The organism is Dyella acidiphila (assembly GCF_014863405.1).
GTDB classification, from domain to species: domain Bacteria; phylum Pseudomonadota; class Gammaproteobacteria; order Xanthomonadales; family Rhodanobacteraceae; genus Dyella_B; species Dyella_B acidiphila.
In genome coordinates, this window is record NZ_JACZZA010000008.1 from 243109 (window position 1) to 257627 (window position 14519).

Annotated in this window: 11 protein-coding genes; 3 read left to right on the top strand and 8 right to left on the bottom strand. The window is 56.5% G+C overall.

The genetic code is table 11. From position 1 onward, the window contains the following. Positions 1-691 precede the first annotated feature (691 nt). Positions 692-3625 (top strand): Tn3 family transposase, encoded by a 2934-nt coding sequence (locus IGX34_RS14105; RefSeq protein WP_192556358.1) that lies wholly within the window; start codon positions 692-694, stop codon positions 3623-3625. A gap of 141 nt (positions 3626-3766) precedes the next feature. Here IGX34_RS14105 and IGX34_RS14110 read toward each other — a convergent pair whose 3' ends face one another. From IGX34_RS14110 to IGX34_RS14120, 3 genes are all read right to left on the bottom strand, one after another. Beyond that, positions 3767-3952, bottom strand: a complete 186-nt coding sequence (locus tag IGX34_RS14110) for a DUF2934 domain-containing protein (protein ID WP_425598797.1) — start codon at positions 3950-3952, stop codon at positions 3767-3769. 381 nt (positions 3953-4333) lie between these two features. Beyond that, entirely contained in the window at positions 4334-4726 is a 393-nt protein-coding gene (locus tag IGX34_RS14115) for a response regulator (RefSeq protein WP_192556359.1), read from the bottom strand. Then, the gene (locus tag IGX34_RS14120) at positions 4719-8327 is read right to left on the bottom strand and encodes an ATP-binding protein (RefSeq protein WP_192556360.1); all 3609 of its coding nucleotides are present in this window, start codon (positions 8325-8327) and stop codon (positions 4719-4721) included. Before IGX34_RS14120 ends, IGX34_RS14115 begins: the two co-directional genes overlap by 8 nt. A gap of 427 nt (positions 8328-8754) precedes the next feature. Here IGX34_RS14120 and IGX34_RS14125 point away from each other — a divergent pair, with 427 nt between their 5' ends. Beyond that, the gene (locus IGX34_RS14125) at positions 8755-10686 is read left to right on the top strand and encodes a hybrid sensor histidine kinase/response regulator (protein WP_192556361.1); all 1932 of its coding nucleotides are present in this window, start codon (positions 8755-8757) and stop codon (positions 10684-10686) included. Between the two features lie 49 nt (positions 10687-10735). Here IGX34_RS14125 and IGX34_RS14130 read toward each other — a convergent pair whose 3' ends face one another. The 4 genes from IGX34_RS14130 to IGX34_RS14145 form a co-directional block, all read right to left on the bottom strand. Beyond that, positions 10736-11221 carry a DUF421 domain-containing protein gene (locus IGX34_RS14130; protein WP_192556362.1) on the bottom strand — a complete coding sequence of 162 codons (486 nt, stop codon included), beginning with the start codon at positions 11219-11221 and terminating at the stop codon, positions 10736-10738. A 158-nt stretch (positions 11222-11379) separates the two neighbouring features. Then, complete coding sequence (locus IGX34_RS14135) at positions 11380-11583, bottom strand: hypothetical protein (protein WP_192556363.1); 204 nt, start codon at positions 11581-11583, stop codon at positions 11380-11382. Between the two features lie 68 nt (positions 11584-11651). Then, a complete protein-coding gene (locus IGX34_RS14140; RefSeq protein WP_192556364.1) occupies positions 11652-11804 on the bottom strand; it encodes a DUF3309 family protein in 153 nt (50 codons plus the stop codon). A 33-nt stretch (positions 11805-11837) separates the two neighbouring features. Further along, positions 11838-12185, bottom strand: coding sequence for a hypothetical protein (locus IGX34_RS14145; RefSeq protein ID WP_192556365.1), 348 nt, complete (start codon positions 12183-12185; stop codon positions 11838-11840). Between the two features lie 252 nt (positions 12186-12437). On the opposite strand from IGX34_RS14145, the gene IGX34_RS14150 reads away from it, so the two are divergent. Further along, a complete protein-coding gene (locus IGX34_RS14150) occupies positions 12438-12941 on the top strand; it encodes a DUF6496 domain-containing protein (RefSeq protein ID WP_192556366.1) in 504 nt (167 codons plus the stop codon). Positions 12942-12969: 28 nt separating this feature from the next. On the opposite strand, the gene IGX34_RS14155 is transcribed toward IGX34_RS14150, so the two are convergent. Next, positions 12970-14517 carry a DHA2 family efflux MFS transporter permease subunit gene (locus IGX34_RS14155; protein ID WP_192556367.1) on the bottom strand — a complete coding sequence of 516 codons (1548 nt, stop codon included), beginning with the start codon at positions 14515-14517 and terminating at the stop codon, positions 12970-12972. Between the last annotated feature and the right edge of the window lie 2 nt (positions 14518-14519).

Consider the following 14519-nt stretch of genomic DNA (forward strand, 5'->3'; position numbering starts at 1 on the left):
GGCGCGACTCACTGGGCAGCCTGTCGAGCAAGGCTGTAAGAGTGCCGCTATAGCGAGTGGCGATACCCGCTTCGTGAGTGGGCGTCGGCGGCCATGGGCGGTACCGAAATCCTCACCAGCCGCCTGGCCTCATCGCATGCGCAATCCAAAAGGACGAAAACATTCGCCGCCACAAGGTCACGTTGCTTCTGCACCGCACCGCAATCCACATGGATCGGCTGGGTCACACAGCGCTCAAATCGAGCCTAAGAGTGGTCGCGTCATCAGTCATAACAGTCCCTTTTGATCTAAGTAGGTCAAGTTCCGGAAGACCATCGGCCGCTCAAGTCCTCGAACCGCCTAAAAGCCCTCAAGGAGTTCGCCCTTCCAGCCTTGGGGCACGTGCCACCAAATGGCGAGGCATAAAAAAGCCCAAGAACAGTCGCCTGGGGCTTCTTGATTATTTTCTAAACACTTTCGGGCTATCCGAAGCGGTATCAACATCTAGTAAAAACTCCCCGGCACAGACGTTCGTGGGGTTTTACGTTAGGCCGGGTCCATTAACACGTTAAGTGAACGGCTAGCGCTTTGGGTAGTCAATTAACTCCTTGAATTATAAAGAAATGCCTCGGCATTCCGCTACCCATGTCGCATAAAATCAATGGCTTGCTGTTAGTCTCCGGCCGTCCCTACGGAAAGATCAGAGGCAGACATGCAGTACTGGCAGACGCCGTATCTTGGACTGCGATCCATTCCCAAGGAGCTCAACCAGTTTGAGCTCAACGCGTTCTTCACCTACTCGCCGAAGGAGCAGCGCGCGATTTTCGCTAAGCGCGATACGCTGCATCGCCTCGCTTTAGCCTTGCAGATTGGTTTTATCCGAATGACAGGTAGCGTGCTTGCCGCCGTCAAGGTGGTTCCCGCCGAACTTTGGGTGCATCTGGGCAAAACGTTGGACTTAGCCACTCCCGACATTGCCTCGCTCCGATCTCTCTACCGTCGTCAGCGCACCTTGTTCACGCACCAGAATGTGGCGATCGAGACACTAGGTTTCGTTCGCATGTCCGAACATCAGCGCCGCGCACTGGTACGGCATCTGCGTGTGGAGGTGCTGTCCGAATTCGATCGTCATCGTCTGATGACGCACGTCAAGACGTGGCTTTACGAGCATGGCATCCTCATTGAGGGTGAGCGTCCCCTGAAAAGCGCCATTGATGTGGCGTTGACCCTTGCCGAGGATGAGCTTGGCGGGCGGCTGCGCGAGGATGTCCCGGCCGAGGTCCTCGCCACCTGGATGCAGGCATGTGCCGATCCCCATCGTTCTGGCCTCTCCTTTCAACAGTGGCTCTCGCAAGCCCCGCGCAGACAGTCCATTGCCCAGATTCGGGAGCAGTTCGATCGGGTACAACATCTGACGCAGATGGACGTCGCCACATACGCCATCCCGTCGGTATCGGATCACATTAAGCGCCATTACGCCCAAGCGATGGCGGATCGGCCTCCTTCGGTCAGTCAGCGCATCGCGGAAACGCGTCGAACGATCGAGGTTGCGTGTTTCCTGCATACGGCGCTATGCACTGCGACGGACCGGGTCTTGGCCATGACGCGTCAACACGTCGCGGACCTTTGGGGCAACGGCATGCGCGCGGTGGTGCAATCCGCCGAGGCGCGTGCACGTACATTGACCACGTTCGCCAAGGAAGTCCGCGAACTGGCCCTTGACCAATCCCTGCGCGAAAAGGAGTTGCGTACGGCCATTCTGCGTGCCGTGGAACAGGTCGGCGGGGGCAAGAAGCTCAGTCGGGCTCATCTGACGCGTGAACAACTTCTGGTGCAGAACAACCGCCATTCGCGCTCGCTGCTCAAAATGTTGTGCGCACTTCCCTTTGAGAGCGTGGCGCCCCATCCCGCGCGTCAGGCGTTGGATGCGTTACGCGAAATCTATCGGCAACGCAAACCGGCCCTTCCCGAGGAGATACCTGCTCACCTGGGAAAGGTCTGGGACGAGATGCTGGGCGACCCCGACCGCCAACGTGCCCTCAACGCCTTCGAGGTGGCGACACTGCTCGCGCTACGCCGCGCCCTGAAGAATGGCAGCGTCTATGTCGCGCACAGTTTCAGCTTCCGAAGTCGCGAAAGCATGCTCATTCCATCAGAGGAGTGGACCAAGCAAAAAACACATCATTATGCGCGGCTGAAGTTACCCCGCGATGCCAAGGAATTCACCGAGCCGCTGATCGAGGAAGTGACCAGGCAGCTTCAGCATCTGGATAAAGCCGCGCAGGCCGGCGAGGTCACGGTGGACAAGGCCGGCGTGCACTTGCCCAAACTGCCGGCCGAGGAAGTGCCCGAGGCGGTGGTGGCGCTTCGCGAAGCACTTATGGACCGGATGGAGGCCGAAGAGCTGCCAGGTGTCATGATGGAGGTGGATAGCCACACTCGGTTCAGTTGGATGCTACTGGGCCGCGAGCCACGCTCGATCGACGAATTGCGCTTGGTGTATGCCGGTCTTCTGGCGCATGGTACGGCGTTGTCCGCCGCCGAGACGGCACGCATGATGCCGGGGCTCACCGCTGATGCGGTGAACCAGAGCATGAGTTGGATCGCTCAGGAAAAGCGCCTGCGCGAAGCCAACACCGCTGTCTTCGAGTACATGCACAGCCATCCTATTGCCGAAAGCTGGGGGCGTGCTGACTTGGCCTCGGCAGACATGATGAGCCGTGAAACAGTCAAGAGCAGCCCGCTGGCTCGCCGTGATCCGCGCACGAAGAAGAAATCCATCGGCATTTATACGCATATCCATGACCGCTGGGGCATCTTCTACGATCAGCCGATCGTGCTCGGTGAACGCCAAGCGGGCGTGGCGCTGGAAGGCGTCCTTCGCCAAAGCGCGGTCACGATCAACCAACTGGCGGTGGACACACACGGCCAAACCGAATTCGGCATGTCCCTGGGTAAATCCGTAGGCAAGGATGTTTGTCCTCGCTTGCGGGATGCGAGCGCGCACAAACTCTACGTGACGGCCAGCATGACTGTACCCGAGGGGCTGCGCAGCGTCATCGCCAAGAACCGCGCGCACCCAGAGAAGATAGAGCCGGTTTGGGATGAATGGGTCCGCATGGCGGCCTCGACCCATATCGGAAAAGCCAGCGCAGTCGATATCCTGTCCCGCTTCGGTTCGGCCGCCGCTGGTGAGCAACTGTATGACGCAGGCGTCCAGATAGGTCGATTGTTGCTGACGCTTTACTTGTGCCGCTGGTTCACGTTACCTGACTTTCGTCGGGAAATTCTGCGCACCCTCAACCATGGAGAACGCGTCCATGTGCTGGAGCATGCGCTGGAAACGGGCAAGGTGCCGCGGCATCAGATGGGCCACCAAGCACGCCTGCGCAGCGTCTCTTCGTCCATTACCTTGCTGAGCAACATTGTGATGGCGTGGACAACGGCCCACATGCAGCAATCGCTCGTTACGTTGCCTGATGACATTGCGGCCCTGGCGGTGCCAGAGAACCTGCGCCATATCGCGCCGATCCAGGAGCGTCTCGTGAATTTTCGTGGACTGTTCTTGTTTCCGATCGAACGGTACATGGCGCGGTTGCTACCGACCCTGCAGCCGATCCGTCCTGTGCTTCGCAGCATGCGCTAACGGTGGGGGCGCCTAAGTGGTTGCCTTCGTACCGAGGGCATATGAGTGGGGTGAAAGGAACCCCACCAGGACATCAAGGGCACACTCCGTTGCATGGTGATGGAGCGCATGGAGCAGCGGGCGAGGGGTAACACGAAACGTTTATGACCCAGCTTGGTCCTTGCCGTGAACCTGCACGACGAGGGCTGCTTCACGCTGCGCGTCGACAAGCTTCTCGGCCTTCAGCCAATGCTCGAGATCGCGGCCGTCAGGTCGCCCTTCGGACTCCCACATCGCATGGGCCAGCGCACTGATGCGTGCTCGATCATCACCGTCCTCCATCATCATCGCATTCCTCAATAAGAGAAGAGGCTTATGGCCGCTCTCCGGCACGGTAAAGCGTGCTCCATGAAAAGAATGGGAGGACTTCGTGTGCGCCGATGACGCGCTCTCGAGTGACTATTTGGACCCGCGCCTCACGGGACGTGAGCCACTGCTACGGTTTGGATCGCCATACTAACGTGACGCGTCAATTGGGCTCCGCGCGGCTTCAGGTACATTTTTCCGGCATGGTGCATGCCGATCGCATTGGCTGCGGCGCACCGAGGATGGTGGGCATGCCCTCCATCCATCGATTGATGGCATGCAAAGTGCGCACGCCCAAGCCACTGCTCAGTCCGTCGCCAAGATAAACTCCACGCCAATAAACGGTACGGTGAAAAATTCAAGTTAGCATTGGCCAGCTTTGGTCAATGGCTGTGCCAGCGTAATTTGCAATGCTCGTATCAACTCTTTTTCTCCAAAAGGCTTGCTCAGTATCGGAATGGTGCGAAATTCTTCAGGCACTCCGGCAGCGCCGTAACCTGTCGAAAACACAAACGGAATGCTTCGATCAATGAGAACTTGAGCCACGGAATAGGCGGACTTTCCGTTCAAATTCACGTCAAGAATGGCCACGTTAGCATTGACCGTAGATGCTTCTTTCATTGCTTGCTCCAACGTGGCTGCGATCGAAACAACGGAGCAACGATTTTCGGTAACGATGTCTTCAAGAAGCATCGCAATAAGCGATTCATCCTCGACAATAAAAACTCGCAAACCTTCTAGTGCTATCTCACTCATGAGCGGATTGTCCCCCAATAGCCGGCGCAGGTATGTGCGCATGTATGGTGCACACTAATCCCTCTGGGGCGTAATCGACTTTTACCTCTCCGTCCAGATCCTGGCGTAAGCCTCGTTCAATAAGGCGAGATCCGAAGCCCATACGGGTCGGGGGCGTGACCGGTGGCCCGTCGAATTCTTCCCATCTCAATTGCAAATAGTGGGTGTTATCTTTATTCCGAAGAGTCCATTCGATCTGCACTCTGCCGCTGTCATTCGACAGAGCCCCGTATTTTATAGCGTTCGTGCACAGCTCATGAAACGCAAGAGAGAGCGCCAGTGCGAACTTAGGGGGTACCCATACGTCCGACCCGGCAATTTGAACTCTTTCGTTAGCACCCGCTAAATTCGGCTTAACGGCGTGAAGAATCACCTCACTCAACAAGGCACCCTCCCAATGGCGCTGCGTGAGAATGTCATGTGCTTGGGATAACGCGGCCAAACGATCGCCAATCAATGCACGAGCATCCGGTGCATTCTTGCTGTTTCTCAGGGTCTGAAGAACGATGGAATGTACTGCAGCGAGGGTATTTTTCACGCGATGATTCAGTTCGTTGAGTAATAACTGTTGTCGTTCTTCGTGCTGCTTGCGCTGTGTGATATCTGTTGCAGTCCCAAACCATTCCAGAATCTCGCCATGACTGTCGAGCAAAGGAACGGCGCGAGACGATGTCCAGCCGAGAGAGCCATCGACTTGAATCACCGCATGCTCCAAGGCAAAGGGCGACTTCGTCCGCACGGCTTCCTGAATCGCATGCATGACGCGCGCCCGCTCATTAACCGGAATGTACTGGTCGAGCCACGTATTACTTTTCTCGAAAGTATCGGAGATAAAGCCTTTTCCTTTTAAGCTGTGCATAGCGCTCCAGTCTGGGCTCATGCGATAGACAGCATCAAAGCTTGTATCCAAATAGGCTCTAAGCTGCCTTTCGTTTTTCCGAAGTGCATCCTCGATTTTTTTTCGCTCAGAGATATCCACCAGCATGTTGATGGCCCCGATAAGGTGGCCGGCTTTATCACGAAGTGGTGTCGGATAGGGGATCAAGTGTACGGGTGTCCCGTCAGGCCTTTGAGTAACGGTTTCCTCGCCCCGAATGGGACGGTTTTCTTTGAGTGTCAGCGCTAAGGGAGATTGCTCTGGGGGCAGTTTTGTCCCATTGGGCCGATAGAGTCGCCAGACGGAAGACCATGTATCGCGCCCCAGAATCGGCTCTCGCCCCGCCAATTCATTGGCGGCTTGGTTGCTGTAGGTGATATAGCCCGACGCATCGGTCGTATATACCGCTGCCGGCAATGCCTCGATCAACTCGCGATATCGCCGTTCGCTTTCTGTGCGCGCGTCGGCGGCATGGCGGCGGGCTTGTGACAACTTCAAGGTTGTGGATACGCGAGCAATAAGCTCCCGCGCTGAAAAGGGCTTGACCAGATAATCGTCAACGCCAGCCTCCAGGCCTTCAACGCTGTCTTCCTCTCCCGCACGTGCTGAAAGCATGACAATAGGGACCTCAGCGGTCGCTGGATCATTGCGAATCGCCCGCACCAATTCGATGCCATCCATGACCGGCATCATTGCGTCTGTGATGACCAGATCAGGATGATGCTCATGAATGGCCTGTAGCGCCGCCTCGCCATCGCCAACGGCTACGACATCACACGTTGGTCCGAGTAGCCTGACAATGTAGTTGCGCATATCCGCGTTATCGTCAGCGACCACAACTCGTGTATGTTCAAGTTGACGCGGAGGCCGATCTAATGACGTAAACGATGGCGGCAGGGAAGGGGACGACTCGGGCAACCAACTCAGAGCTTCCTCCACATAGGCCTTCGAGTGAATCGGAGCATGTTCCAAGGGAGAATTCGATGCGGGTTGTACCGAGCGTACCTGTTGCTGTAGCGGTAGACTTACTTTGAAACAGGTTCCCACGCCGACTTCGCTTTCAACGTGTATCGATCCCTCATGGAGTTTTACAAGTTCATGCACAAGCGCAAGACCAATGCCCGTCCCTTCATAGGTGCGTCCGCGTTGACCTTCAATTCGATGAAAACGTTCAAATAGATGGGGTAACTCGGAGTGGGGTATGCCGACGCCAGTGTCTTGTACGGTAAGAACCGCCAGATTTCCGCTCGCATTCAGCCTTACTGAAATCTCACCATCGAAAGTAAATTTAAAGGCATTCGATAGAAGATTGATGACTATCTTTTCCCACATATCACGGTCAACTTGGACTGGCTTTGATAGAGATCCGCAGTCAACAAGAAGGCGTAACCCTGCGTGCTCACATACTGAGCGGAAATTGCTGGTAAGTTCCTCGGTAAAAGATCCTAAATCAGTGATTTGGAAATGCGTTTGAGCACGACCCGCCTCGATGCGTGAAAAGTCTAGGAGCGAATTGACGAGCTTAAGAAGCCTAAGGGCATTTCGGTGTGCCAATTCAAGTCGCTGTTTTTCCATGTAGGGCAAATGTGGGCTGTCGATGGCTTCACTGAGCGGCCCAAGCATGAGAGTAAGCGGTGTTCGAAATTCGTGGCTTACATTTGAAAAAAAAGCCGTCTTGGCGCGGTCAATTTCTGCAAGTGTTTCCGCCCGCTCCTGAGCCGCCTCGTAAGCCTTTGCAGTGGCCATGGCGGCTGCGATCTGGGCACTGATAAGCTCAAAAAAGCTCAAGTAGCGCTCATCTTCTTTCAATCGTGAACTCAAGCCTGCGATCAAGACGCCCCGCAGTTGAGTACCATCACTCGAAGGGAGTGGTAACAACACCGCGGTATTCGGTGAGTCCGACCATGGGCCGGGGGGTACGCTGGCGAATCGCTCTGCTAGATCCACGATCTTGATCGCTTTCTTTCGGCGTAACACTTCCCACAGAGGCCACGCGGACGCTTCCTTTTCTTCAGGTGAGAGTGCAATGGTAGATGGCGCGGCGGGCGCCTCTAAGCGGATGCCGGCTGTTGCGACAAGATGAGCACGGCTTTGCGAATCGTCAAAGAGGTAAACCAGCGCGAAAGGTATATCCAACGGATGCCGCTGAAGGGCCGCAAGCGCAAGCATGCACGTTTCGTCGACGGTATTTGCGTGCATCGTATTGGAGGCCAGGTCGCGCAAAGCCATGATTCGCCGCTCGCCAATTACCTTTTCGGTGATTTCATGCACCGTGGCCAGTACACCACCAATTCCACCCGGTGCACTCGCATCGGGCACGGGGCTGTATGCGACAGTGAAGTGCGATTCCTCTACGAACCCATGGCGATTGATTTCCAGGAGCAGATCCTCGCTCCATGTTGCAGGGCCTCCATGGAAGGGGGCATCTATGAGCGGCCGCAATACGTCCCAGATTTCAGACCAACATTCGCGCGCAGGCTTACCTAGTCCCCACGGGTGTTTGGCACCCAAAACTGGGCGATACGCGTCGTTGTAGATGGAAATATAGTCCGGCCCCCACCACAGCAGCAGTGGAAACCGATTGGCCAACATAAAGCTGACCATGGTTTGCAAACTGGGCGACCACGTGGCCATTGGACCCAGTGGGGTGTTGGTCCAGTCCTTGCTCCGGATCAGCGCATCCATATCGCTAGCGCGCGCGCCCTCGGAGGGCGGGCACAGGACTTGAGAGAGAGGCCTTTCGCCTTCACGAGGCGAGAGAAGTGACGGTATCGTCATGCTGGAAATCCCAAGGCGCCGGACAGCACCGGCATGCCCCCCTTGACATCCCACTCACTGCGTCTGTTACTTGTTTGACTATGCCAAAGAATGTAACTTCGGCCAAGAACCATCAAGCAATTTGCGCAATCTGGCTTCCCGGATCGGGCGGGCTCAACAGGCGGGATAGCCTCCTGGTTTTGTCTACCGTTGGCGCGTGGCTACAGCGTATCTTCACGGATCTTTGACATTTTGCGCACCAAGAAATGGCGTTTAGGTGATCAAAGTGCGGTGAGGGGAGCCTCTCTCGGGGGAGCTCGGCATCAATGAACCACGCCGTAGTGAGACGTGTTCCATGACTGAAGACGACCGCACGCAATACGAATTACTGATTGATGGCGTTACAGACTACGCACTGTTTCTGCTCGATTCGGACGGTTGCATCCTCAGCTGGAGTCGGGGGGCCATGCAGACCACCGGTTACACGGAGGCCGAGGTGCAAGGAAAAACCCTCGATATCTTTTATGAAGGCATTGCGAGTGGGACACCTTCGCCGGATCAGTTGTTGAGCGAAGCCAGGGAATGGGGCCGCGCGGAAACGGCTGCATGGTGGCGACGCAAGGGCGCTGAACACTATTGGGCGAATTGTGTCATTGACACCATACGTGCCGAGTCAGGAGGCGTGCGGGCATTTGCCTGTATTACACGTGACCTGACCGAACGCAAGCTTGCTGAGGACAAGCTACGTCACAGTGAAGAGCAGTTTCGCCTTTTGGTAGAAGGTGTCGGCGACTGCGCGATCTATATGCTGGATACGAATGGTTTCATTACATCCTGGAATACAGGCGCGCAGCGGATCAAAGGTTATTCCCGCGATGAAATCCTGGGCAAGCATCTGGAAACCTTCTATACGTTAGAGGATCGCGCTGATGGTGTTCCACACCGAGCGCTGCAGAGCGCTCGAGAGACCGGCCGTTATGAAAGCGAAGGGTGGCGTGTGCGCAAGGATGGAAGCTCGTTCTGGGCGCATGCGATTTTAGATAGGATCGATGACGATCATGGGCGACATGTCGGTTTCGCTAAAGTCACCCGCGACATCACCGTGAAGCGGAATGCCGACATGGCTTTGACGCAAGCGAGGGAAGCGCTCTTTCAGTCGCAGAAGCTGGATTCGATCGGTCAGCTCACCGGTGGTGTTGCGCACGATTTCAACAATCTACTGATGGCGGTGATTGGCAGTCTTGAGTTACTTGAGCCACGGGTCGCCGCTGACCCGGCCGGATTGAATCTGGTGGCAAACGCCCTGGCTGGCGCGCGACGAGGCGCTGCGCTGACCAAACGCATGCTGGCCTTTGCCCGAAAGCAAGAGCTCAAGCCCAAAGTGGTGAATATTCGAGACCTCGTGCACGGTGTGGGCGAACTGCTGCAGCGTTCCGCCGGACCCACGGTGCTGGTGGATACGTTATTTCCGATCGCGCTGCAGCCGGTGTTTGTGGACGCCAATCAGCTTGAGTTGGCGCTATTGAATTTGGTGACGAATGCACGGGATGCGATGGAAGACGGTGGCCATATCTTGCTGGCCGCTCGCCAGGAAGAAGTAAGCACGGGTCACCGGACAGGCTTGGAGCCGGGTGCCTATATCTGTCTGGCCGTGACGGATGACGGCCCAGGCATGGATAAAGAGACCCTCACTCGCGCGATGGAGCCTTTTTTCACTACCAAAGGGGTGGGCAAGGGAACAGGGCTAGGTCTCTCCATGGTGCATGGCTTGGCGGAGCAATCCGGCGGCCGGCTCTTCCTTCGAAGTGAACTCGGCCACGGCACCACTGCCGAAATATGGCTACCTAAAGCGGCATCCTCGTTTTCTTCCGAGCAGGCCGACGTGCCCGTGGCGCTGGAGCCCGCTTCTGTCGACTCCCCCAGTGGCCATACCATCCTCGTCGTCGATGACGACCCGTTGATCGCGATGACCATGCGCGCAGTGCTGGAAGATATCGGCTATCGCACCCTGGAGGCGCACTCGGGGCAGGAGGCGCTCCAGATGATGGATGCGACTCCGGAGGTCGATATGCTCATCACGGACTACGCGATGCCTCGCATGAATGGACTGCAGTTGGTGGAGCACATAAAGCGCCGCGCACCGCATGTTCCCGTCGTGCTCGCCTCAGGTTTTGCCGAGCCACCTTCCGGTGCCCAAACCGGCATCATTCGCTTGGCCAAGCCGTTTGGCCGTGCTGAACTGATCGAGGCGGTGCGCCAGGCTAAGGGCCTGGGCCACGCGGCTTAAATACGGGAAACACCGTTATTTGCTAGGCAGGCCGTATCGCTGTTTTCTGTCATGAGCGAGGGCGGGAAGGACTGCGAACAAAGGTAATCTTGCCGTTGGGTTCCAGGCGGCCGATGGCGACATCTTTTTCATCCTCCCAGCCATGCTGATGCAGTGCTCGCTCAAACGCAGCTTCCGGCACGTTTTCTTGGCGTAAAGCATCATGATGACGCTTTCCAGCCGTTACTAAGATCGTGGGCATACCTTCGACCCACCTATTAAGCTTCGCTGATCGCGCGCAGCACCATGCAAGACATCGATCGGTGAGCAAGATGAAGGCGACGCCGATGAAGGGTGCGGTCACGGACTTATCGTCTCCCACAATGGCCGAGCGAAGCGCGCCTCCCACGAGCACCAGCACGATGACATCAAACGCGGACATTTCGCCAAAGGCCCGCTTTCCGTTGAAACGCATGAAAAGTAACAGACCCGAATAAGTGAATACACCACGTACCGCGTAATGCCACCAAGGTTCAGTCAATGCCAGGGTTGACATGGAGAGGCTCCACAAGAAAAGGGAGTGTCCTGATGGGAACACGGGAGAGGGATAGAGGGATCAGGGGCGTAGCGTGCGACTACCTCAGTCGCATCACATCTAATGTGCCGCTCGTTACGCACCCAAACGGAATCCAAGCACGCCAGCAGCTGGCCTCGTCAACGACGATTGGCATTCTGGGCAGGCAACGTGGCATGCCTTTTTGATTGGCGGTTCGGTTTTTGAGCAAGGGTCTGTGCGGACTTCTTTTCATCAGTCTGTTGGCGAGGTTTCTTCCCTGCAGGCGGGTCGTTGGCATTCTGCGCGGGCAGCACGCCATGTTTTTTGGGCTTGGATGAGGAAGCATTTTTTGAAACCATCATCAACTCTCTGTCAGCAAGTCAGCCAGCCAGCGATCATCATGACCCTTGCCCTGTCTTATCGCTAGAACTCAGATATGCCCGAGCAAAAGCAGGATCAAGAGAATAACCACAACCAAGCCAAGGCCTCCGCTAGGGTAGTAACCCCAGCCGCGACTATAAGGCCATGACGGCAGCACACCGATGAGCAAGATGATCACGACGATTAGCACGATGAGTGACATACGAATTCCTATTTAGACTTCGTCGAAGGGGTGCTAAATAGCTGAACATTCCTGTTCAACGTGATGCTCAACAACATCGATATGATGGGCGCCAGTGTCCCTAAGCATGGAACATACGTTGTCCATCATCACGGAATTCGTCAACATCACACGGAGGCTGACGTTTTCGGTCGAGCTATCCATGTTCGGCATGGCAGCGGCCTCCAAAGCTACTGGGGAATCGCCTTTGCTATAGGTGGCCGCTGGGCGACATTCGAATGTCGCGCGATTTTCGACGTGCATTTTCAGATGGCTGCGTTGCACGCCATATGCCATCAGCTTCATGGCTGACATGACAGCTTCTGTCTGGGTATAAAAATAAGCCACCAGGAAATCACTCATATAAGCGCTCCATCAGGGGCAGGATTACTGAATCACCCTAGGGCTCTTCGGATTATGCTTGTGTGATGGATTCACGACGGTTGCGTCGTTCTATGCGCCTGATAGCTCTTTAGCACCGGGCAAGGCTGGGCACGAATCCCGAGATATCTCTCCGCCCTTGACATCGAGCTCCCCGTTATCGATGCGCTCCTTTGACAGGCTTTCAACGCTTGCGCGCGTAAAGATGAACTTGATTACCGCAGGAGAATAGCCATGCCTGAAGCAAAGACTCGACGAGCTGCCGCCAAGGCCAAGCGTGAAGGAAAGGCACCCAGCACCCAAGCGGGTGAATTTGTCCGTGAAGAAATCGAGCATGTCCGCGAAGGCAAGCATGGTGCTCGCTCCGCCGAGCAAGCGATAGCGATTGGTTTATCCAAGGCGAGGCGTGCTGGCGTGAAAGTTCCGGCAAAAAAATCCTCGCGAAAATCGACCGGCAAGCGCACGGCGTCGAAGAAATCTTCCTCAGCGGCGGGGCATCGCAAGAAAGTCACGCAGAAATCCTCGGCAAAGCGTTCGCGAGCTAGCACGAAGGCCTTGAAACGAGAGAGCAGCACATCCGCGACACGCAAATCGCTGGCGTCACACGCACGAAAAGCGGCATCGAAGCGCACAGCGGCGAATCGTTCAGCGGCGGCGAAGAAAGCAGTCAGAACGAAGGGTGCACACGCAAGATCGGCTGCCGCAAAGAAGGCGGCGAGAACCCGCGCGCGGTCTTAGGTAGTTAGCTGCGCCCTAAGCGAACCACTCATGTTGCCGGCTTGGACGACGTAAACGGGGGCCGGGCAAACCAGACGGCCACCAACGCTACACCAAACATCAGGCTGAAGCCCCAAAACACGTCGTTGATGGCTAGCGTAGCAGCTTGCATATCCAAAATCCGGTTGATGGCGGCATACGCGGAATCACCCTTTATACCCATCCGCTGCAGCAAACTCAGCGTCTCAGCAGTCGTGCGTCCATCCTGATGCGTGTGCTCGCTCAACACCGCATGGTGATAAATACTCCGATGGGTATACAGCGTGCTGCTGACTGCTGTCGCCACGCTCATGGCAATCGTGCGGAAAAAATTGGCCAGCCCAGATGCACTGGCGACGCGGTCTTCAGGCAAGCCGGAAAGAATGATCTGGTTGACCGGCACAAAGAAAAAGGCAATACCACAGCCCATCAGCAGACGGGGCAAGGCAAGCTCGAAGTAACCGGCATCAGCATCGAAATGCGCCATCCAGAAGGAGCAGACGCCGAAGATGGCGAAGCCGATCGTGCTGAGTATGCGCAGGTCGAATTTGTTCTGATAGGCACCGATCAGCGGCGACATGAAGATCGCCGGGATGCCGACCGGGGCTACTACGAAGCCTGCCCAGGTGGCGGTGTATGACATCACCTCCTGCACCCAGTTCGGCAGCACCACGGTGCCCCCGAAGAAGGCGAACATACCGACGAACAGGCACAGCACGCCCACGGCGAAATTTCGTCGCTTGAACAGGTAAAGGTCGATCACCGGCTGGTCGTACATCAGTTCCCAGGCGATCAGGAAGGTGATGCAGACAAACGCGATGATCGCCAGGATCAGGATCATGTTGGAGTTGAACCAGTCGTAATCGTTACCATTGTCCAGCATGAACTGCAGGCAGCCTATGCCAGCCGCCAGCAGGAACAGGCCGACGATGTCCAGCCGCACCTTCACTTTCTTGCTTTCGCGCCCCTGCATCACGGCGGTTGTCACCAGCAGTGCGAACAAGCCTACTGGAATATTGATGAAGAAGATCCACGACCAGCTGTAGTTGTCGGTAATCCAGCCGCCCAGGATCGGCCCGAAGATTGGCGCCACCACGACCATCATCGCCCACAGCGCCATCGCGATAGGGCGTCGTTCGGCCGGATAGTTGTTCAACAGCAGTGTCTGCGACAGCGGCACCATTGGGCCGGATACCGCGCCTTGCAACAGGCGGAAGACAATCAGCATCGGCATGCTGGAGGACAGGCCGCACATCGAGGAAAAGATCACGAACAGCAGGATCGAGGCGGAGAATGTGCGCACCTCGCCGAAGCGTCGCGCAATCCAGCCGGTCAGTGGCTGCATCACCGCGCTCGCCATGGAATACGCGCTGATCGCCATGGTGCCTTCGGTGCGGCTCACCCCGAGGTTGCCGGAGATGGTGTAGACCGCCACGTTGACGATCGAGATATCCAGCACCTCCATGAAGGTGGCGAGTGAGACGCCAGCGGTGAACAGGATCAGGGTGCCGCCGGATAGCGGTGGCAGTTTGCCGCTGGACTGCTCGTCTCGGGCCATAT